This window comes from Pseudoalteromonas sp. P1-11, assembly GCF_001399995.1.
Classification (GTDB): domain Bacteria; phylum Pseudomonadota; class Gammaproteobacteria; order Enterobacterales; family Alteromonadaceae; genus Pseudoalteromonas; species Pseudoalteromonas atlantica.
The window spans coordinates 213,288-235,847 of the sequence record NZ_LJSP01000003.1 but is presented as its reverse complement, the minus strand read 5'-3'; the positions used below and the strand labels follow the sequence as shown (position 1 = coordinate 235,847).

Genomic DNA, 22,560 nt, shown 5'->3' with positions numbered 1-22,560 from the left:
CCTGCTTTGTCAGTGTATTAAGTTATGGACTCTATACACACAAGACCTGAGGGCACTGTAAATCATTTCATTTTATTAACACTGTTAAATGGCTCTGGCCACTTGAAGCGCTTCAAAAATTGCACGCTTTGCATCAATTGCTGCTGCTAATTTAGCGCCACCAATAACATGTACCTTTGCATTGTCACGGTGTTGCTCAAGCACTTCATTATTAGAAACCTGCCCTATACACGCAATAACCGTATCAACCGGCAGTACTTGTTTTTCTCCGGCAACAGTAACTGTAAGGCCATTTTTATCAAGACTGTGGTACTGGCAATCAGCAATTTGTTTAACACCATGTTGCTTAGCAACTTGACGATGTATCCAGCCTGTGGTTTTTCCAAGCCCGCTACCAAAGCGCCCTGCACTGCGTTTTAGCATGTATAATTGTCGCTCATCTTTATCCGGCTCTGCCTCGCACTCAATACCCCACTGCTTTTTAAACTCAGGAATAGATTGCGATTTGTGCTCACTTAAAAAAGCAACCATATCAAAGCCAATACCGCCGGCACCTAAAATGGCTATTGATTTGCCCAGTTCGACCTCACCGCGTATAACTTCATCATAAGCAAATACACGCTTAGAGTCTGCGCATTCAATTGCAGCTTCACGCGGGCGTACACCTGTGGCAAATACGATGTCATCGTATTTTTGTAACATTGCATCATCGTAGGCTTTACCAAGTTCTACATTTACGTTGAGCCTTTCAAGTTCATTAGTAAAGTAGCTAAGCGTATGATTAAAGTCTTCTTTACCTGGAATTTGCATAGCTAGATTAAATTGGCCACCCATTTGTGTTTTTTGATCGATAAGCGTTACTGTGTGCCCTTTTTCAGCCAAATAACAACTTGCCGAAAGCCCAGCAGGACCCGCTCCAACAACTAATACATTTTTAGCGTTAGTAGCTTTATCTAACGGGTAATCAAGTTCAAAGGCGGCTTGTGGATTAACTAAACAAGTTGCACGTTTATTTTTAAAAACGTGGTCTAAACAGCCTTGGTTACAGCCAATACAAATATTTATTTGTTTAGTTTGCTGATTTTGATATTTGTTAAAAAACTCCGGATCGGCCAATAAAGGGCGCGCCATTGAAATTAAATCGGCTTCATTATCGTTAAGGATTTGGTTGGCTATATCCGGCGTGTTAATACGGTTTACAGCTATAACAGGTACATTCACCACTGACTTTAATCGTTTTGAAGCCTCTTTAAATGCTCCAGGAGGCACCATACTGGCGATTGTTGGCACGCGTGCTTCATGCCACCCAATGCCAGTATTAAAAATATCAACACCGGCCTGCTCAAGTGCTTTTGCCTGAATAGTGACTTCATCAGGGGTTGAGCCATTCGGGATTAGGTCCATGACAGATAATCTAAAAATAATTAAAAACGTATCTGATACTTTAGCCCTAACGGCTTTAACTATTTCAAGCGCTAATCGCATTCTATTTTCTAGGCTACCACCAAATTCGTCATCGCGCTTATTGGTGTGTGGCGCCATAAATTCATTAATTAAGTAACCTTCAGAGCCCATTACTTCAACACCATCGTAACCTGCTTTTTCTGCCATATAGGCAGAGTGCGCAAAGTCTTTAATGGTTTTTTTAATCGAGCCTAACGACATTTGTTTAGGTTTGTATGGATTTATAGGCGCTTGAATAGCGCTCGGGGCTTGGTTAAACGGATGATAAGCGTATCGACCAGCATGTAAAAGCTGCAAACATATTTTTCCGCCATGTTTATGAACGGCGCCTGTGTATGCACGGTGTTTAAATACATCATAATAGCTGTTAAATGATGAAGAAATAGGCGTTAATTTACCGCGCAAGTTAGGGCTGTAGCCCCCGGTAATGATCATGGCCGTGCCGCCTTTAGCACGCGCCTCGTAAAAAGCGCTTAACCTTTTGCGGTTGTGCCAGCCCTCTTCAAGGCCTGTATGCATTGAGCCCATTACCAAGCGGTTTCGTAATTGTGTGTGTTTTAATTGTAATTGTTGTTCTAACATCCTGTGCCCCGTTAACTGGTCTAACCTGTATACATTAGCTAATTCTGCTTTAATGGCAAGTAATAAGCAATATGTGCCTGCATTTAATTAAAAATACGATTAAAAACGTATATTTATGTAACCTCATAAACACTTCGTTACGATTTAGCAGTTAAAATTATTTTTATTCTAGGCTAAGATGGAACTAATGTATTAGCTGTACCAAATTAAGGAGCTATTTTGATAGCAAAGGTATTTAGAGGTATTTGGGCTGGAATAAACTTTTCTCGTCGTTTAATACTCAACATTTTGTTTTTATTACTGGTTGTTGTATTTTTTATGTCGCTATCAAGCGATGACGATACAATAATAATAGAAGATGGCTCTGTACTTAGGCTTAATCTTAATGGGCCTATTGTGGAAGAAAAAACATATATAGACCCTGTCGAAGCAGCTATTAACGATGCTACGTCTAATTCAGAAGCACCTAGTGAAATTTTACTTGATGATGTAGTCAAAGTGATTGATGAAGCCACTAATGACGAGCGCATCAGCGTTATCTTACTAGATTTGCAAGAAATGCCAAAAGCCCACCTAAATAAGCTAAAGCGTATTACTAAATCGTTAGATGCCTTTAAGCAAGCGGGTAAAAAAGTGATTGCATCGGGCTACTATTACACTCAATCGCAATATTATATTGCATCGCATGCCGATGAAATTGCAATGCATCCTTATGGTTCGGTAGCCATTGAAGGCTATGGAATGTATCCACTTTACTTTAAAGAAGCACTAGAAAAACTTAAAATAACGCAGCATATTTTCCGTGTTGGTACGTTTAAGTCGGCGGTAGAGCCGTTTATTCGTAACGATATGTCTGATGCTGCTAAAGAAGCAAACCGCGTTTGGCTTGGTGCATTATGGAGCGAATATAAGCAAGATGTTGCTGCGGTACGCCCTTTTGATGAATCTAACTTTGACGAAACCATGGATGCTTACCTTGCTAAAATGAAGGCTGCAAATGGCGATGCAGGTAAATATGCACTTGACCATCAATGGGTCGACTCGCTTAAAACAACTCAGCAAATTCGCCAACAACTCATTGATTTAGTTGGCGCACAAGAAGACGGTAAAACATTTAAGCAAGTGTCTTTTCGTGAATATTTAAGCTTAGTTAAGCCCCCTATCGAATTTGATAACCCAATTACAGAAAAAGTTGCTGTAGTTGTTGCTAAAGGTACGATTGTTGATGGTGAGCGCAAAGCAGGTGAAATTGGCGGCGATTCTACCGCAGCATTACTTCGCAAAGCACGCCTTGATGATAAAGTAAAAGCGGTTGTTTTACGTATTGATTCAGGTGGCGGCAGTATGTTTGCTTCTGAGGTTATTCGTGCTGAAGTATTAGCACTTAAAGCCGCAGGCAAACCTGTAATCGCATCAATGAGCTCAGTTGCTGCATCTGGCGGTTATTGGATTGCCTCAGCAGCTAACGAAATTTGGGCAGCACCAAGTACTATCACCGGCTCTATTGGTGTGTTTGGTACATTTATGACTTTTGAAGATACTTTATCTGAAATTGGTGTGTACTCAGATGGTGTTGCAACGTCAGAAATGGCTGGATTTTCTATTACTCGCCCGCTTAATGAAAAAATGGCGCAAGTTATTCAAATGAGTGTTGAAGAAGCTTATAGCCGCTTTATAGATGTGGTTGCTGATGCGCGCAATATGACACCAGAGCAAGTTGATAAAATTGCGCAAGGGCGTGTGTGGATTGCTTCACAAGCACAAGAGCTTGGCCTAGTTGATAAGCTTGGTGATAAACAAGATGCGATTGATGCCGCAGCGGCACTTGCAAAACTTAATCACTACGAAGTGAAAACAATTAAGCAAGACCTAAGCCCGCAAGAAAAAATGCTGCAAGATATTTTTGGCAGTGCATCCGTTAAATCTATGCTTGGCTTAAATACAAATACAGCCTCTGTTTTAGCCACTCAAGCTAATATTAATACGGTGATAAAGCGCCTAAGTAGTGAAGTCGCTGATCTGAAAGATTATAACGATCCGCAAGGTGTATACGCACGTTGTTTAGAGTGTAGCGTTGCACAATAAAAGTGCACGTATTTACTCAAGCAGCTGTATTTAAAACAACTTAACGTTATACTAAGCCCAGTTTTTTTACTGGGCTTTTTTATGAAACGTAAACGCATTTATATCGCATACACTGGCGGTACCATAGGTATGAAAAAATCGAGCCGTGGCTACATTCCGGCTGAAGGTTTTTTAACAGAAACAGTGGTCAATAACGCAGAATTTAACCGTGAAGAAATGCCCCTTTTTGATATTCACGAGTACTGCCCATTAATCGATTCATCAGATATGTCGCCAGCGCATTGGCAACTAATAGCTGATGACATTAAAAGCAAATACCACGATTACGATGGTTTTGTGGTACTTCATGGCACCGATACAATGGCTTACACAGCCTCTGCCCTGTCGTTCATGTTCGAAAACTTAACTAAACCCGTTATTGTTACTGGCTCACAAATTCCTTTATCGCAATTACGCTCTGACGGCCAAGTTAACTTATTAAACGCCATGTTTTTAGCGGCTAATTACCCTATTGCTGAAGTGAGCTTATTTTTTAATAACCAATTATTTAGAGGTAACCGAGCCACGAAAGCACATGCCGATGGTTTTAATGCTTTTGCATCTCCTAACCTAGAGCCTTTAGCGTTATCTGGAATTAATATTCAGCTAATTAAAGGTCAGCTAAGCCCTTATGTAGAAAACGAACTACAGGTAACCACCATTACACCTCAGCCAATTGGTGTACTTTATTTATACCCAGGCATTAGTAAAGACGTGGTTAAAAGTTTGGTGAATGACAATATAAAAGCACTGGTATTGCTTAGCTTTGGCGTAGGTAATGCCCCACAAGACCCTGACTTTTTAGACGTGCTAAGTGAGGCAAGTAAACGCGGCATGGTTATTGTTAATTTAACGCAGTGTTTAAAAGGCCATGTAAATATGGGTGGTTACGCTACGGGTAACGCGTTATTAAATATTGGTGTAATAAGTGGCTACGATATGACACTAGAGGCGTGTTTAACAAAGCTGCATTATTTGTTTAGCCAAAACCTAGAAATTGAAACGATTCGCCATTTAATGCAAGACAATTTACGCGGTGAATTAAGTCGCTAAATTTAGTGACCAAAACGCAAAAGGCACGCTAAATAGCGTGCCTTTATTAATTTATAAACGCGGTAATTATCTTACTTTTGCGTCTATACCCACTAAATCAGTTAAGTGGCACACTTCACCTGAGTGAGTTTTAATACCATGCTCGCCAAAGTAATCACGCTGAGCTTGTACTAAATGCCCATTACTTGGTGTGGTTAATGTGGCTAAATACGTTTGTGTTGATGCAAGTACAGGGAACGCTAAGCCAGTCATTACAGCTTGCCCAGTTACTTTGCGAAGCGCATTAGATTCTTTTTCAAGCGTATCAATGTACTCTACGCCTTGCGCTACGCTATCTAGGTAGTCAGCACGAATAATACAACCCGCACGCCATGTTTGCAGTGTTTTAGACAAGTCTACTTTCCACTGATGGGTACGAGAAGCCCCTTTAATTAACGCTAAACCTTGGCGATACGCTAATAAACTCGCCAATGTAAATGCATCTTTTAGCTCTTCAAGGTCAATATCAACCTTGTTTGTAGCTTTAGCGGCATACGTCATTTCTTGTGCAGCGGTGGTGTCACATACATTGGTTAAGTGGCGAGCTTGCACCGCAGCAACCAATGAAGGAACAGCAATACCCAGTTCAAGTGCATTTTGCGCAGTCCACAGGCCTGTGCCTTTTGCGCCTACTTTGTTATCGATTAAATCAACAAGCGGCTCTTGCTTGGTGTTTTCAAGAGATAAAATATGGCTAGAAATAGCAAGTAAGTAGCTATTTAAGTGACCGGTAGACCAGTCATCAAAAATTTCAGCCACTTCTTTTGGTGAGCGACCTGTGCCAATACGAAGTAGTTGATACACTTCAGCAATAAGCTGCATAATTGCGTATTCAATGCCGTTGTGAACCATTTTTACAAAATGGCCACTGGCCGATTGACCAACGCGTGCAAAACACGACTCGCCATTGTAGCTAGCGGCTACTTTTTCAAACCACGGTTCGATACGCTCCCAACCGCCTTCTGAGCCACTTGCCATCATTGCAGGACCATGACGAGCGCCTTCGGCACCGCCAGAAATACCCATGGTGGCAAATTCAAATTTGTTTTGATACTTAAGTTTACGATTAATGCCGTCTTTGTAGTTACTGTTACCACAATCTACAATCATATCGTTACACTGTACGCCAGCTTCAACAAGCTCATTACACACAGCATCAACCAGTTCGCCTGCAGGCACTAATAATAAAATAGAGCGAGGTGCTTCTAAACGCCTTACCATGTCTCCTAAATCAGAAACAATATGAAGTCTATCGGCCATGCCTTGCGATTTAGCACAACTTAATAACTCTTCACCCGCATGTGGGTTTTTATCATATGCGACTAACGTTATGCCTTTTTCAATCATGTTTAAGGCAATATTTTTGCCCATAACGCCTAACCCGACTAATGCAACTTGCATTTAGTGTCCTCCTCGGTAACAACTATTTGGTTAGTAAACTAAGTAATTCATTAAATAATACCGCGTGCATTATACTCATACCGTCATAAAATGCGAACGTTGAGCTAATACAGCATGCTTTTTTATTACGCTATTAAAAAGCACTGCAATTGTATCAAATATAAGGGCTGTGCGGTTACAAATACTCTGCGTATTTTGAATTTAAGATCATTGACGGATTTTGACACCGGTGTCATAATGATGACATATTCGTTTTGTATAAAATAGTGGCAATACTAACTAGTTTGCCTATAACTAAAAATGTTTATACATAAGTTATAAGTATTTTGAAGTCACAAAATAACCGTCAACCTGCTTACACATCTAAGCACACAGGAGAATTTGATGCTAAGACGCACAAAAATAGTCGCTACACTTGGGCCTGCAACAGATCGAGATAACAATCTAGAAAAAATTATTCGCGCTGGCGCTAATGTAGTACGTTTAAACTTCTCACATGGTGTTGCACAAGATCATAAAGACCGTGCACAAGCTGTACGCGAGATAGCCACAAAATTAGGTAAACATGTTGCTATCCTTGCAGACCTTCAAGGTCCTAAAATTCGTGTTTCAACGTTTAAAAAAGGTAAAGTAAACCTTGAAGTAGGCGCTAAATTCACCCTAGATGCAAAAATGGAAAAAGGTGAAGGCGACGTAAACGCGGTAGGTATTGATTACAAAGAATTACCACAAGATGTAAGCCCTGGCGATTTATTACTATTAAACGATGGCCTTATTCAACTAACCGTTGAGCAAGTAGAAGGTCACTTAGTGCACTGCTCGGTTACGGTAGGTGGTGTATTATCAAATAATAAAGGCATTAACCGTTTAGGCGGTGGTTTAACAGCCCCTGCGTTTACAGAAAAAGACAAAGAAGATTTAATCACTGCCGCTGAAATAGATGTTGATTACATTGCAGTATCATTCCCACGCAGTGGCGATGATATGCGTTATGTACGCTCTTTAGCAGAAGCTGCAGGCTCTAAAGCACAACTACTTGCAAAAATTGAACGTGCAGAAGCCGTAGAAACACAAGAAGCCGTAGATGACATTGTTTTAGCATCAGACGCTGTAATGGTTGCTCGTGGCGATTTAGGTGTTGAAATTGGTGATGCTGCGCTTATGGGTAAACAAAAACTCATTATTCGTCGCGCTCGTTCATTAAACCGTACTGTTGTAACCGCAACACAAATGATGGAATCGATGATCGATAACCCAATGCCAACACGCGCAGAAGTTATGGATGTGGCAAATGCGGTACTTGATGGTACTGATGCAGTTATGCTTTCAGCAGAAACCGCTGCCGGTGATTACCCTGAAGAAACGGTCGCTACAATGGCACGTGTTTGTTTAGGTGCAGAATCGCAAAAAGAAACCCATGTATCTAAGCACCGTTTAGACAGCCGTTTTTCTAACAATGCAGAATCTATCGCGCTTTCAGCCATGTACGCTGCTAACCACTTAGATTCGGTTAAAGCCATTGTTACCTTAACTGAGTCAGGTAGCACCGCTAAACTTATGTCGCGTATCAGCTCTGGTTTACCTATTTACTCGCTTTCACGCCATGCAAGCACGCTAGGCCAAACAGCGCTTTATCGTGGTGTTTACCCTGTGTTTTTTGATTCTACAAAAACTGAAAAAGACGGAATGGTTAAAGCCGCACTTGATACCCTTGTAGCACAAGGTTCATTACACTCTGGCGATACAGTAATTATTACTCACGGTGACTCTATGGAAACTGTGGGCGCAACGAACACAATGAAAATTGTAACTGTAGCGTAATTTCTGCCTTATATAAAAAATGCGAGCTAAGCTCGCATTTTTTATGCCTGTAAAATATCAAACTAGCTGGCTAGCGCTGCTTTTACTTTATCACGGTAGCTTCGGCTTACTTTAAGCTCTTGTCCGTTTTCAAGCACTAATAAATACTCACCGCTTACTTGTGTAACCAGCTTGCTTATTTGTTTTGTATTTACAATTGCACTGCGGTGAACGCGCACAAACAAATGTGGGTCGAGCTCTTGCTCAAGCTCTTTCATTGTTTTGCGCAAAATATGTGTTTGCCCATCTTGGCAATGTAAACACATATAATCGCCGGCGGCATCAACCCACTGAATTGTCGCAACCGGGACACGAATAATTTCACCCTGCTCTTTTACCGCCAGTGATTCTGGGTAACGTTTGTCGGTTAGGGTATCGCCTGTGGCTAATTTTTTAAGTATTTCTTCACAGTTATTACCTGTAATACCGGCAACAAAACTCGCTAGTTTTTTCTTATGGGCGTTGTCTTGCTGTGTTTTTAAGTAACTATGCACTTTTTCTACCGCCTGTTTTAGTCTGTTATCGTCAACGGGTTTTAAAATGTAATCCAAAGCATGTATTTCAAATGCCTTTACTGCAAATTGATCAAATGCAGTAACAAACACAATCGCGGGTAACGCTTTAGTGCTTTCGCTTAAGGCACGGGCAACTTCAAAGCCATTCATTCCTGGCATTTGTATATCTAAAAAAACTAAGTCTATTGGGTGCTCTTTACATGCTTCTATTGCATCAGAGCCTGAACTACACAGTTTAATTACTTCTATATCAGTATATTCTTCAAGTCTTACTGCTAAGCCCTTTCTTGCTAATGGTTCATCATCAACAATGATGGTTTTAATTTTAGTCATTTCTTCACAGCCTTCTCAAACGGTACTCGCAGATTAACTTTCAATCCACTTGGCGTATTATGTGATAATACAAACGAATAATTATTTTCATAGAGCGTTTTTAATCTGTCTTTGGTATTTGCCACCCCTACCCCTTGTGCATTTACAAGTTGTCCGTCTATTAGTTCGGTACCGGGGCCATTATCACCTACTTCAAGTAGTAGCTCGTTGGCAAAAACCTGTGCTTTTATGTCTATCACACCGCCTTGTGACATATGCGCAATGGCGTATTTAATTGCGTTTTCAATTATCGGTTGCAAAATTAAGCTTGGCACAAGTGCCTCTTTTGCTTGCTCGCTTACATCTACATTTACTTTTAAGCGCTCATCAAATCTAACCCGCTCTATTTCTAAATACAGCATTAATGCGTGTAGCTCTTGCTCTAAAGGCACTTTTTTAATGGGATCGGTATTTAGTGTATAACGCAAAAAGTCGCTTAACCTTGCCACCATTAAGTTAGCATCTTTGTTTTCTTTTACCAAAACTAATGTAGAAATAGCATTGAGCGTATTAAATAAAAAATGCGGGTTAAGTTGATATCTGAGCATTTTTAATTGCGCTTCATGGGCCATTGTAGTTGCTTTAAGCGCTTTTTGTCGCTCACTTTGTAATAGCTGATAATACTTTATGCCAAAGTATAAGCCACTCCAACATAAAATTATGTAAACAGAGTCTAAGCCATGCTGTAAATAGTAAAACCAATCTTCTGGACGATAACCATGGCGGTATATTTCCCATAAATTAAATTTTTGTACAATTGCCCACAACGTACCTGTAATGTACGAGGCACCAAATACAACCACCATTAATATCCACGGCGAAGCATTCCAGGTTTTTCTGTAAATATAACGAAGTGGGACTGTCATTAAACAGCCCGCATAGGCATTTAATAATATAACGAACACGTAAATATCACGCATTTCAAATACTTTAGAGCCGATATAATTTACAAGCGCATAACCAATCCAGCCTGCAATTTGCAATAGCCAAAAAAAGCGTTGCCTGTTATCAACTAAAGATTGCCAATTCAAAATAAAATACAACTCCGTATAAGTTAGCCAATAAGTTAAAATTACGTTAGCTAATTTAACCACTGGTTTTGTTATTATATCGATTATTACAAAGTGTTAGCAGTACCAACTGTCTTAATTTTTAAGAGCCTTACCGCAAAGTTAAGCCAATAAAAAAGCGAAAGGCTTTAACCTTTCGCTTTTAAAATGCCGATTCAATCAGCTCGTATGGGCAAAGCCACCTTATAAACTAGGCAAGTTTATCTGAAGCCACTTTATAAGTTGGGTCTTCAATTACGTTTACCTCAACTAAGTCACGCGCTTTGTGTAACAGCTGCTTACAGTCTTTACTTAAATGACGTAAGTGAAGCTGTTTACCTGCTTTAGTGTACTTATCAGCTAAGCTGTCGATGGCTTCTATGGCACTGTGATCCGCAACACGGCTGTGTTCAAATTCAATAATTACATCTTTAGGGTCGTTTTTAACATCGAATAACTCAGAAAAGTTTTTAACTGAGCCAAAAAATAGCGGGCCATGAAGCTCGTAAACTTTAGCACCTTGCTCATCAATGTAATTAGTTGTGTAGATATGTTTTGCATGATTCCAAGCAAATACCAAGGCAGAAACAATAACACCCACACACACGGCAATCGCTAAATCGGTTACTACGGTTACGCCAGATACCAATACAATTACAAAGGCATCAGACAGTGGTACGCGCTTCATCATTTTAAAGCTTGCCCATTCAAACGTACCAAGTACAACCATAAACATAACACCTACAAGCGCAGCCAGTGGGATCATTTCAATTAAACTTGAAGCAAATATAATAAATGCAAGCAGCATTAGTGCAGCACTTATACCCGACAAGCGCGAGCGCCCGCCCGAATTAATGTTGATCATTGATTGCCCAATCATGGCACAGCCACCCATTGCGCCAAAAAAGCCACAGGTTACATTAGCAGCACCTTGGCCAATACACTCTTTATTTGAGTGACCACGGGTTTCGGTAATTTCATCAATCAAGCTAAGCGTTAATAACGACTCAATTAAACCAATAGCCGCTAAAATTAATGCATACGGAAAAATTATATAAAAAGTTTCTAGGGTAAATGGAACCATAGGAATGTGAAATTCAGGTAAGCCGCCAGCAATGGTAGCCGCTTCATTACCTGTCATCCCTTTTAGGAAATCAAGTACAGTGCGCGAGTCTAAATCAAGGCCTATTACTAACGCGGTTACCGTTACAATAGCCACTAAAGAAGAAGGCACTGCAGTGGTGAGCTTAGGTAAAAAGTGAATGATAGCCATGGTTAATGCAACTAAACCTAACATGATGTAAAGCGGGTTGCCCGTCATCCATTGCTGGCCACCTGCGCCATCAGGCACTTTAAACTGCCCAAGCTGCGCTAAAAATATTACTATCGCTAATCCATTTACAAAGCCGAGCATAACTGGGTGGGGGACCATGCGAATAAACTTACCGAGCTTAAATATTCCCGCGAGTATTTGAAGTATTCCCATCAGCAAGACCGTGGCAAATAAATACTCAACACCGTGATCAAGTACCAAACTTACCATTACAACCGCTAATGCACCGGTTGCGCCCGAAATCATACCAGGGCGGCCACCAAAAATAGCCGTAATTAAACCAACGATAAACGCGGCGTAGAGACCAACTAAAGGTTCGACATTTGCTACAAAAGCAAACGCAACAGCTTCTGGAACTAAAGCAAGTGCTACAGTTAAGCCAGATAAAATATCGTTTTTAGCAGAGCTAGGCGCTTTGCTGAGTAAGTTAAACATTGAGTTCCTCAGGGGGTTATTAGGTTAGGATCGAAAAAGCGCTAAATGTTACCAAATTAGCGCTCATTTAACAATTCGCACACACCGTTATTAGCTTTCTTAGTATAGCTTAACTTTGTGTCGTTTATTTTATAGAGGAAGAGATGTACTGCGTTTTACACATGTCATGGTTACGTTAGAGTGTACCTCTTGAACGTATTCTAAGCTGAGTAAATTGTCACGTACAAAGTGCTCATAGCCTTCTATACCTTGTGAGATTATACGCAGCATAAAGTCCATGGTGCCGGCCATTGTGTAACATTCTGTCACTTCGTCATAGCTCATAATTAGCTTTTCAAATTCAGCTAAGTTTTTCTTGCCATGATTTGATAAGCGCACATGTGCGTATACAAGCATGTCAAAACCAAGCTTTTTCTCATCTAAAAGCGCAACTTTACTTTTGATATAGCCATCTTGTTCAAGCTTTGCAATGCGTCGCCAACAAGGTGATTGAGATAAGCCTACTTTGTCTGCAATTTCAGCAGTTGAAAGACTTGCGTCCTGTTGTAAAAGTGCCAAAATTTGGCGATCTACGTGATTTAGAGACATTTTATTTCTTATTTATCTAATAAACTGGTTAAATTATACAGCCAATTTAAAATTCCGTCTGCAATAATTTTGCATTTTCATGGATTTTAATTAACCAAATTGGCCACTTACAAATGGATTAGTGCGTTTTTCGTGGCCTACAGTGGTATCTTCACCATGGCCAGCTAAAATACGCGTGTTGTCATCAAGTGTTAAAATATGGCTTTTAATAGACTCAATGAGCTGCTCTGTATTGCCTTTAGGGAAATCTGTACGCCCTACAGCACCTTTAAAAATAACATCACCAACAATAACGTATTGCTGTTCAGGCTCATGAAACACAATATGACCGGGTGTGTGCCCGGGGCAATGCTTAACACTAAAGCTAAGTTTACCAAGCGTTAATACATCATTATTGTTAAGCCAAATATCAGGGTAAAAAGCATCAATAGCTGAAAAACCAAACATTTGTGCTTGCATAGGCAGGTTATCAAACCAAAATGACTCATCTTTTTGCGGGCCAATGATTTGCACATTGTAGTGTGAGCGTAAGTCATCGGCCGCACCTACGTGGTCTAAATGCCCGTGTGTAAGCCAAATAGCGCTCAGTACTAATTTGTGCTCACTAAGCGTGGCTATAATTTTTTGTGTATCACCACCTGGGTCTATCACCACAGCTTGCTTTGTTTCTGTACAGCTAATTATTCTGCAATTTTGAGAAAAAGCAGTCACGGGTATCGTAATAACGTGCATATTAAATTTCTTTATCTTTTTGATCGGGAGTAACGGCTACTTGCTCATATGACATTAAAATTGGGTATTTCAAATACGCTTCGTCATAAAACGGTGTATGTGAATATAACCAGTGCAAACGTGCATTGGCATCTTGCGCAAATGCTTTATCTTGAAGTTTTTTATCAAATTCGAGAGCAAGTTTTGGGTTGTCTTTAAGCATTTTCCTTGCGTAAGGGATTAACGCGTAGTTTTCCATGTACTCTGTTCGTTGAAAAATTGTATTAAACTCACCCCACGCAAAAAATGAATCAGGAGCCTCTGGGTGTAATAAATGAACCGCTAACTCCCCTGCTTTTTGCTGCGTATTTACTTGATACCATCCGTCTAAATCTACATTTATTGCTGGTACATAATCAAAACTTGCAGAGACTCTAAAGCGCCCTTCAAATGGGGCTTTATCAAACGAGTAATCAAGTACTTTGGCAAGCTTTAAAGGTTGCGTATTCGCGCCTTTAAGTTTGTTTACTGACACCCCATGTAACTTAAGCTTTTCTATTATATCGCTATATACAGGCGGAACAAAAAACGCTTCAGGCACATCAACAACTCGTTCAACCTCTTTTTGCCAATAAATCGGTAAGTCAGTGTAGGTATAGGCTTTACCTAAATATTTAACCTCAGTTTGCCCCGAAAGCGCACTTACACTTGATGTGTATTCTACCCCTTTAAACTCACTAATCGTGTCTGCTTGTTTAGCATAACCTCGTTTAACAATTAGTTTCTCAGGTACAAATTCTTGCTCTTTTTTAACGGCGTTCGAAAGCTCATGACTGTACTGAGAAAGCGCGTTTATTGCCCCATCTAAAAATACATAGGTGCCTAATACGCGTTGTTGATAAGGTTTTAAAGAATGGTTTTCGACTAAAATTGTTGGTAATGATTTTAAATCGCCCCACCCGTTTGAAAAACGCGGTGTAGCCACCCAACCTGCAAGGCCTTTTTTAAAGTCGCGTTTATCCATAACAAATACCAATGGCCCAGGTATATGCCCTTGCTTTTGTAATGTTTCGTCAATAACCGGCTTTATATACTGATCTAATGCATCAGATATAGCAGGCGATTCGCTTGCAAATACAGGGTTATAACCATAGGTCACATCGTACTGATAATCGGCGCCATCGGTAACATGCACATCAATGTATAAGTTTGGGTTGTAATCATTAATAACCTTTAAAACACTTCTCACCTCTGGTGTATCTAACTTAGTGAAATCGCGATTAAGGTTTAGATTATTTGCATTGGTTCTAAAGCCCATTTTTTCAGGGCCGCGCTGATTTATGCGATTAAATGCGCTGCTGCGTTCATGCCCATCTACGTTTAAAATAGGAATAAAAAGTATGTTTACCTTTTTTAAAATGTCACGGCGCTTACCGGTTGCAATATCGCGCAGCAACATAAACATGGCGTCTTTACCATCTATCTCACCTGCATGAATACCGGCTTGGATAAAAACGGTTGGCTTAGTGCTGTTGGCCATTTGCCCTGCTTCAAAAAAACCTTGTTCACTGGCAACCACCATTTTAATAGCGCGATTACTATTACTGTAGCCTATTATTTGAGACTGAAACTGCGTGGGATTTGCCGCTACAAGCCTATCTACAAACGCCATAGTATCGGCATAGTTTGGCGAGGCTTTGCCCTGTGATAACTCAAAATCAGTGGTTAACGGGCCTTGCTGCTGTAATAACGAAACGCTATCACCTTGCCAAGGAATAAGAGGCGGTAAATGACTGTTATCTGCCACAATTGCAGATAAAAATAACAGGCTTGCAAACATAGTTTTCTCTAACAAACGCTTTAATAAAATAAATTATACCAAGTAAACATAGCGATATTATAAAAGTGCGGTGATTCAACAAAAAAGAAAGCCCGTTTATACCCATGGACTCAATAAAGTGATTATTAAAGTAGTTAATTTTAAGGCTGGGGAAAAGTGTCAATAGCTTAGCAAGCAATTCGTTGTTTATATCAATCCGCTTAATTAAGTGATCTATTTACAGAATTGATAAACGTGTTGATAGTAGTAAAAACTTCGCTATTTAGTAGTTCTTAATGAGAGTTTTTTAACGCAGATAACGACACATTTAACCATCAAAATAATAAAGTATTATTGCGGGGGAATATTATTAAGCGAGTCTTAAATTACAGGCACAAAAAAAGGAGCCTAGGGCTCCTCTTTATTACTTATTTAAAAAAGCTTAAGCTGCCGCTAGGCCTTCTTTTGCTTTTTCAACAAGCGCTGCAAATGCAACTTGGTCGTAAACAGCGATATCTGCAAGGATCTTACGATCGATTTCTACAGAAGTCTTTTTAAGACCATTGATAAAACGGCTGTAAGACAGACCATTTTGACGTGAAGCTGCATTGATACGTGCAATCCATAATTGACGGAAAGTACGTTTCTTAGCACGACGGTCACGGTAAGCGTATTGACCCGCTTTAGTAACTGCCTGGAAAGCTACGCGGTAAACACGTGAACGTGCTCCGTAGTAACCTTTAGCTTGCTTTAAAACTTTTTTGTGACGTGCACGTGCGACAACGCCGCGTTTAACTCTTGCCATTTCTAAAAACCCCTATTAAGCGAATGGTAACATACGTGAAACTAGACCATGGTCATTTTTATGAACCATCATCTTAGGACGTAGGTGTAACTTACGCTTAGAAGTTTTCTTAGTCAGAATGTGACGAAGATGCGCTTGTTTACGCTTGAAACCGCCAGAAGCAGTTTTCTTGAAACGCTTAGCAGCGCCTCTGTGACTTTTTAGCTTATAAGCCATTGCAATAACTCCAAATGTATTGCTTAAAAATTAGTAAGCAGGCGTGAGATATATTTCTATAGCTCCACTTTTAGGCCTAACTTACTGCCATATTCCGGTGAAAACCCAGCAAAAATGCCGCAATTTTACTTTAAAACCGGTTAGCACAGGTGAATATTTGCATATTACTTGGGTACCTGAGCTAAATTCGGTGCGTATTATCGCTTAAAAATTATTTTTTAGCAACAGGCGCCATCATCATAACCATTTGGCGGCCTTCAACACGATTTGGGAAAGACTCAACTACTGCAAGTTCTTCTAAATCAGCCTTAACACGGTTTAATAATTCGATACCAATTTCTTGGTGAGCCATTTCGCGGCCACGGAAGCGGATAGTAATCTTAGCTTTATCGCCAGCTTCTAAGAACTTACGTAAGTTGCGCAGCTTAACCTGATAGTCACCTTCATCCGTGCCAGGACGGAATTTGATTTCTTTAATCTGGATTTGCTTTTGCTTCTTCTTCTGCTCTTTTAGTTCTTTGCTTTTTTCAAAGATGAACTTACCGTAGTCCATAACCTTACAAACAGGCGGCTCAGCGTTTGGGCTAATCTCTACAAGATCAACACCCGCTGCATCAGCCATAGCTTGTGCGTCTTTTAATGACTGAATTCCAGCTTGTTCGCCTTCGATGTCGATTAAACGAACTTCTTGAGCTGTAATTTCTTCGTTAATACGATTTTTTTGAGCTGTTTGTTGCCCTTTCTTGCCGCCTCTAATGGTACGTTCCTCCAAGAATATCAATAATATAAGCGCGTAGTTGGCTGTTTGTGATTGCCCTACACGCTCGATTTTTACTGTCGATTTTTAATTTCTTCGCTAATTTTAGCTACAAAATCATCAACATTAAATTTGCCTAGGTCTTCACCTGTGCGGGTACGTACTGCTACTTCCTGTTGTTCAACTTCTTTATCGCCAACAACGAGTAAGTAAGGAATACGCTTAAGTGTATGTTCTCGGATTTTAAAGCCAATCTTCTCATTTCTCAAGTCAGCAGCGGCTCTAATTCCAAGTTTATTTAATTTTTGTACAATTTCGTGCACGTAATCTGCTTGTTTATCGGTAATGTTCATAATTACCACTTGCTTTGGAGCAAGCCACGTTGGGAATAAACCAGCGTATTCTTCAGTTAAAATACCGATAAAGCGCTCAATTGAGCCTAAAATAGCACGGTGTATCATAACTGGAGTGCGTCGTTCGTTATTTTCTGCTACATAAGTAGCGCCTAAACGGCCCGGTAATGCAAAGTCGAGTTGCACTGTACCACATTGCCACGCTCTGTCTAAACAATCGTACAAAGTAAATTCAATTTTAGGTCCGTAAAAGGCACCTTCACCTGGTAGGTAATCAAATTCAATGTCGTTTGCTTTAAGTGCATCGGCTAATGCAACCTCTGCTTTGTCCCAAATTTCATCATCGCCGATGCGTTTTTCAGGACGCGTAGAAAGCTTAACTACAATTTTGTCAAAACCGAATGTCTCATATGTATCATAAACCATCTTAATACACGCTGAAACTTCGTCCATTACTTGCTCTTCTGTACAGAACACGTGAGCATCATCTTGTGTAAAGCCACGTACACGCATTAAGCCGTGTAAAGCGCCTGATGGTTCGTTACGGTGACAACAACCAAACTCGGCCATACGCAGTGGTAAATCACGGTACGATTTTAAACCTTGGTTAAAAATTTGCACGTGACCTGGGCAGTTCATTGGTTTTATAGCGTATTCACGTTTTTCTGACTCTGTGGTAAACATGGCGTCTGAGTATTTTTCCCAGTGACCTGATTTTTCCCACAAAGAGCGGTCCATCATCATTGGACCTTTAACTTCTTCGTAGCTGTACTCACGCAGTTTTTCACGAACAAATTCTTCAAGCTCGCGGTAAATGCTCCAACCATCGTTGTGCCAAAATACCATACCTGGCGCTTCTTCTTGCCAGTGCCATAAATCAAGCGCTTTACCAATACGGCGGTGATCGCGTTTTTCAGCCTCTTCTAAGCGTTTAAGGTACGCTTTAAGTTGCTTTTTATCGCCCCACGCTGTGCCGTAAATACGCTGTAGCATTTTGTTTTCAGAGTCGCCACGCCAATAAGCGCCAGCTACTTTCATTATTTTGAAGTTTTGGCAAAATTTCATGTTAGGTACGTGCGGACCACGACACATGTCTACGTATTCTTCGTGGTGGTATAGTCCTGGGCGATCATCTTTTGCGATGTTTTCGTCCAAAATTTCCATTTTGTATGTTTCGCCACGCGCTTCAAACGTATCGCGTGCTTCTTGCCAGCTTACATTTTTTTTCACTACGTCGTAGTTTGTTTTTGCAAGTTGCAACATACGCTTTTCAATGGCGTCTAAGTCTTCTTGAGACAAAGAGTGTTCCATATCAATATCGTAGTAAAAACCGTTATCAATAGTTGGACCAATAGCCATTTTAGCGTCTGGGAAAAGCTGCTTAACTGCGTGACCGATTAAGTGAGCACACGAGTGGCGAATAATCTCTAGGCCGTCGTCATCTTTTGCGGTGATGATCTCAAGACGCGAATCTTCGTTGATCATATCGCACGCATCAACACGCTCGCCATTAACGCGACCAGCAATGGTTGCTTTAGCAAGGCCTGGGCCAATGTCGTTAGCTACATCAAGAGTACTTACAGGGTTTTCAAAACTACGCTGACTGCCGTCAGGAAGAGTAATAACTGGCATTATAAATCCTTACATACAGTGGTGACACCTACAATGTATCACGTGTATTTTTAAATAAATTAAATGAGAATGACTCGACAACGCTTTTACGAATAAGCATTGACTATTTTTCGCCATAAATGACTAATGTAGATGCTGAGTCTGCTCAACTACAAAAAAGATATTGTCGCGTGATAGAGTATCAATTACAAGTTTAAAGCGCGCTCATTACTTGAAATTTCACCTAAAATTGTCATTTTTTTGTTTTTCGCTCGCTAATTTAAATTAAGCATGTGACAACTTGAGTTTATTGATTATTAAAATGCACCTGCACCGCCTTGCTCTCGCAATTTATTAGATGTTGGGTATAATACCAAGCAATTAAGTTATATTAGAGAACAGCAATGAGAACATGTGGTGTAGAAATTACCGGTAGTGATGTACTACTTTGTATTTTAAGTAAAGATAACGACGTATTTGATATTCGCGATGTGCGCCAAACACGCTTTACCTTAGGTAACGGTAACGACACTGAAATAATGCGTAAATTTCAATTTGATTTTGCAAAACTAATGCAAGATTACCAAATTGATTCTGTTGCCATTCGTGAGCGCCAACCTAAAGGTAAATTTGCAGGCAGTGCAAAGGGCTTTAAAATGGAAACAGCGATTCAATTAATTGAAGAGTTAGACGTTCGCGTGTTCTCAACGACCGAAATTAAAGAGCAGCTTAAACGCAACCCTATACCTATTGCGTTTGAAGACACAGGCCTTAAAAAGTACCAAGAAAACGCTTTTGTTAATGCCTATGTATACATTATGAAAAAAACCTACCGCAGTGACGAGCTATAAGTCACAAAGCGATTAAAACAAACTATAAAAACGCCATTTAGTGGCGTTTTTTTATGCCTTTATAAAAGTTAGTTTTTATTGCCCCTCTGTAAAACGTTCCATTTAACTTTTCTTTATGCTTAGTACATTAGTCTAACCACCCTTTCTTTGTCGACAATTTGTGTTTATTTTAACTACAGCCTATAACAATTCGCTTAACTATTTTTTATTTTGCTACACAGCTATTCGTGGCTAAGCAAATGAATACTGACTTATCAGCACGGATTGATATAAGTAACTGACACACATTAATACGGAGAAGCACATGCACACACCATCGCGCTCGGTAAAAGAAGTAGAACAAATAAACACATTACCGCTCACAAAAAGCTATTTTAAAGGTGCGCAAAGCACGCCGCTAACGGATAAAACAATTGGCGAGTACTTTGATTTTATTGTCGACAAACACCCTGATTCGCTCGCTGTCGTTGTTAGCCATCAAAATGTACGCTTAACGTATAAAGCATTTCAAAATGAAGTTAATCAACTCGCTATGGGGCTACTAGCAATCGGCGTTAAACCAGGAGATAGAGTAGGAATATGGTCACCCAATAACATTGAGTGGTGTTTAACCCAATTTGCGAGCGCCAAAATAGGTGCCATTATGGTGTGCATTAACCCTGCCTACAGGCCAAACGAGTTAGCCTATGCTTTGAACTCGGTAGAATGCAGCACATTAATTACCGCGTCACATTTTAAAGGCAGCAATTATATAGACATGCTTAACAGCTTAGCGCCAGAGCTTACCCAATGTGAACCCGGTGAGCTAAATGCACATGCCCTACCTAGCCTTAAAAATGTAATACGCATTGGCAATGAAAAAAGCCCTGGTATGTTTACGTTTGCTGATGTGATGAATTTTGCTACCCCAGCCCACAAGCTTGAATTAAATGCGATTGCAGCAAATTTAAACGCGGATCAAGACATAAATATACAGTTTACCTCTGGCACCACGGGCAACCCTAAAGGCGCTACACTCACCCATAAAAACATACTAAATAATGCGTTATTTGTTGCAGAGGCTATGCATTTTACTGCGCAAGATAAACTGTGCATACCTGTGCCTCTGTATCATTGTTTTGCGATGGTGCTTGGCAGCCTGCTATGTGTAAGTAAAGGTGCCGCAGCTATATACCCAAGCGATGCGTTTGATGCAAAAACCACGCTTAATGTTGTCCAGCAAGAGGGCTGTACCGCGCTGCATGGTGTGCCTACTATGTTTATTAGTCAACTAGAGCTGCCTAATTTTACTAATTATAACCTCAGCACTTTACGCACTGGTGTAATGGCGGGCTCAACGTGCCCTGAGCAAGTTATGCGTAAAGTCCAAACACAAATGAACATGCATCAAGTATTAATTGCGTATGGGCAAACTGAGTGCAGCCCAATCAACAATATAACCGAAACCGACTCATCAATAGAGCGCCAAGTAACAACCGTTGGCCGAGCCCTTGCTCACACTGAAGTTAAAATTATTGACGAACTGGGTAACATTCAAAAAATAGGTGTACCTGGTGAGGTATGTAGTAAGGGCGCCGGTATAATGCGCTGCTATTGGAATGACGAAGAAAAAACAAAAGCCACTATAGATGACGAAGGCTGGTTACACTCTGGTGATTTAGGGGTAATGGACAGCGAAGGGTTTGTGAGTATTGTTGGCCGCATTAAAGACATGATCATTCGAGGTGGCGAAAACATTTACCCACGCGAAATTGAAGAGGTTCTTTACACTTACCCAGGTATTCAAGATGCCGCTATATTTGGTATTAGTGATGAGAAGTACGGCGAAGAAGTGTGTGCGTGGATCCAGCCAAAAGAAGATGCAGTACTTGATGAGCAAGCAATACGTGCATTTTTAAAAGACAAACTCGCCTATTTTAAAATGCCCCGTTATATTCGCTTTGTAGAGAGTTACCCAATGACAGTAACAGGCAAACTGCAAAAGTTTAAAATGCGAGAGCAAATGCAGCAATCACTTACTGATAAGGCCTTTTCTTAACCGCAACCATTAACTACAAAAAAGCTCAGCAATTGCTGAGCTTTTAGCGTTGAATAATTTATCTACTCTGCAGGGCGATACTGCTGCTGAACACCTGTTAAAAACAAACGCAAAACTTGGTCGTTACACACACGATAATGTTTATTTTCTACTTTGCGAGAAAACGCACTGAGCTCATGTTTACTTAATTCAAAGTCAACTTTTGCAAGTGTTGCTATTACATCTTCTGCTTTCATGTTTAAAGCAATACGTAGCTTCATAAAAATAATATTATTATTTAACTTAGCCTCTGGCACAGGCTGTGGGCCTTCGCGCTTGCCACGCTTAGTATTAATAAAGCCATTTAAAAACGTAGCAAACTCAGTGTCTGACATTTTAACAAACCCTTGCTCACCCTCTTTTGTTAACCATGCAACGACTTGCTCAGTGGTAACTGTAGCCTCTGCGGCGGCAAAAATACCGACCATGGCAGTATCGGTTAAATTAAAGGTATAGCGAACACGGCGTAAAATATCGTTATTTGTCAAAGTAATTTCCTGAGTAGAGAGCGAGGCTAAATTACAGCGCCCACGTTAAATGAGCGC

General features: G+C 40.3%; 18 protein-coding genes. 5 read left to right on the top strand and 13 right to left on the bottom strand.

All coding sequences use genetic code 11. From position 1 onward, the window contains the following. Window positions 1-84: 84 nt before the first annotated feature. Window positions 85-2,046 carry an FAD-dependent oxidoreductase gene (locus AN390_RS06750; protein WP_055253458.1) on the bottom strand — a complete coding sequence of 654 codons (1,962 nt, stop codon included), beginning with the start codon at window positions 2,044-2,046 and terminating at the stop codon, window positions 85-87. Window positions 2,047-2,265: 219 nt separating this feature from the next. Here AN390_RS06750 and sppA point away from each other — a divergent pair, with 219 nt between their 5' ends. Continuing rightward, window positions 2,266-4,131 carry a signal peptide peptidase SppA gene (gene sppA / locus AN390_RS06745; protein ID WP_055253456.1) on the top strand — a complete coding sequence of 622 codons (1,866 nt, stop codon included), beginning with the start codon at window positions 2,266-2,268 and terminating at the stop codon, window positions 4,129-4,131. Window positions 4,132-4,212: 81 nt separating this feature from the next. After that, a complete protein-coding gene (ansA, locus tag AN390_RS06740; protein WP_024034079.1) occupies window positions 4,213-5,223 on the top strand; it encodes an asparaginase in 1,011 nt (336 codons plus the stop codon). Window positions 5,224-5,289: 66 nt separating this feature from the next. Here the strand turns inward: ansA and gndA are convergent, their stop codons facing one another. Further along, a complete protein-coding gene (gene gndA / locus AN390_RS06735; RefSeq protein WP_055253454.1) occupies window positions 5,290-6,663 on the bottom strand; it encodes an NADP-dependent phosphogluconate dehydrogenase in 1,374 nt (457 codons plus the stop codon). A 384-nt stretch (window positions 6,664-7,047) separates the two neighbouring features. On the opposite strand from gndA, the gene pyk reads away from it, so the two are divergent. Further along, window positions 7,048-8,484 (top strand): pyruvate kinase, encoded by a 1,437-nt coding sequence (gene pyk / locus AN390_RS06730; protein WP_055253453.1) that lies wholly within the window; start codon window positions 7,048-7,050, stop codon window positions 8,482-8,484. Between the two features lie 62 nt (window positions 8,485-8,546). On the opposite strand, the gene AN390_RS06725 is transcribed toward pyk, so the two are convergent. The 10 genes from AN390_RS06725 to thrS form a co-directional block, all read right to left on the bottom strand. Next, window positions 8,547-9,371 (bottom strand): LytTR family DNA-binding domain-containing protein, encoded by an 825-nt coding sequence (locus AN390_RS06725; RefSeq protein ID WP_024034076.1) that lies wholly within the window; start codon window positions 9,369-9,371, stop codon window positions 8,547-8,549. Beyond that, on the bottom strand, window positions 9,368-10,441 hold the full coding sequence (locus tag AN390_RS06720; protein ID WP_024034075.1) for a sensor histidine kinase: 1,074 nt from the start codon (window positions 10,439-10,441) through the stop codon (window positions 9,368-9,370). Before AN390_RS06720 ends, AN390_RS06725 begins: the two co-directional genes overlap by 4 nt. Window positions 10,442-10,670: 229 nt before the next feature. Continuing rightward, window positions 10,671-12,227 (bottom strand): SulP family inorganic anion transporter, encoded by a 1,557-nt coding sequence (locus tag AN390_RS06715; RefSeq protein WP_004587844.1) that lies wholly within the window; start codon window positions 12,225-12,227, stop codon window positions 10,671-10,673. A 129-nt stretch (window positions 12,228-12,356) separates the two neighbouring features. Further along, on the bottom strand, window positions 12,357-12,815 hold the full coding sequence (locus tag AN390_RS06710; RefSeq protein WP_002960703.1) for an Lrp/AsnC family transcriptional regulator: 459 nt from the start codon (window positions 12,813-12,815) through the stop codon (window positions 12,357-12,359). A 90-nt stretch (window positions 12,816-12,905) separates the two neighbouring features. After that, a complete protein-coding gene (locus AN390_RS06705; RefSeq protein ID WP_055253451.1) occupies window positions 12,906-13,547 on the bottom strand; it encodes an MBL fold metallo-hydrolase in 642 nt (213 codons plus the stop codon). Window position 13,548: 1 nt separating this feature from the next. Beyond that, entirely contained in the window at window positions 13,549-15,366 is a 1,818-nt protein-coding gene (locus tag AN390_RS06700) for a M14 family metallopeptidase (RefSeq protein WP_055253449.1), read from the bottom strand. 421 nt (window positions 15,367-15,787) lie between these two features. Further along, a complete protein-coding gene (rplT, locus tag AN390_RS06695; protein ID WP_004587841.1) occupies window positions 15,788-16,150 on the bottom strand; it encodes a 50S ribosomal protein L20 in 363 nt (120 codons plus the stop codon). 15 nt (window positions 16,151-16,165) lie between these two features. Beyond that, window positions 16,166-16,366, bottom strand: a complete 201-nt coding sequence (rpmI, locus tag AN390_RS06690; RefSeq protein ID WP_004587840.1) for a 50S ribosomal protein L35 — start codon at window positions 16,364-16,366, stop codon at window positions 16,166-16,168. 211 nt (window positions 16,367-16,577) lie between these two features. After that, complete coding sequence (infC, locus tag AN390_RS06685) at window positions 16,578-17,138, bottom strand: translation initiation factor IF-3 (RefSeq protein WP_024034072.1); 561 nt, start codon at window positions 17,136-17,138, stop codon at window positions 16,578-16,580. A gap of 59 nt (window positions 17,139-17,197) precedes the next feature. After that, window positions 17,198-19,108, bottom strand: coding sequence for a threonine--tRNA ligase (gene thrS, locus AN390_RS06680; protein WP_004587838.1), 1,911 nt, complete (start codon window positions 19,106-19,108; stop codon window positions 17,198-17,200). 383 nt (window positions 19,109-19,491) lie between these two features. Here thrS and AN390_RS06675 point away from each other — a divergent pair, with 383 nt between their 5' ends. Together AN390_RS06675 and AN390_RS06670 are read left to right on the top strand one after the other, a co-directional pair. Continuing rightward, window positions 19,492-19,938, top strand: a complete 447-nt coding sequence (locus AN390_RS06675; RefSeq protein WP_004587837.1) for a DUF3010 family protein — start codon at window positions 19,492-19,494, stop codon at window positions 19,936-19,938. A gap of 304 nt (window positions 19,939-20,242) precedes the next feature. After that, entirely contained in the window at window positions 20,243-21,976 is a 1,734-nt protein-coding gene (locus AN390_RS06670) for an AMP-binding protein (RefSeq protein ID WP_055253447.1), read from the top strand. Between the two features lie 62 nt (window positions 21,977-22,038). Here AN390_RS06670 and AN390_RS06665 read toward each other — a convergent pair whose 3' ends face one another. After that, the gene (locus tag AN390_RS06665) at window positions 22,039-22,503 is read right to left on the bottom strand and encodes a DUF1456 family protein (RefSeq protein ID WP_055253445.1); all 465 of its coding nucleotides are present in this window, start codon (window positions 22,501-22,503) and stop codon (window positions 22,039-22,041) included. Window positions 22,504-22,560 lie beyond the last annotated feature (57 nt).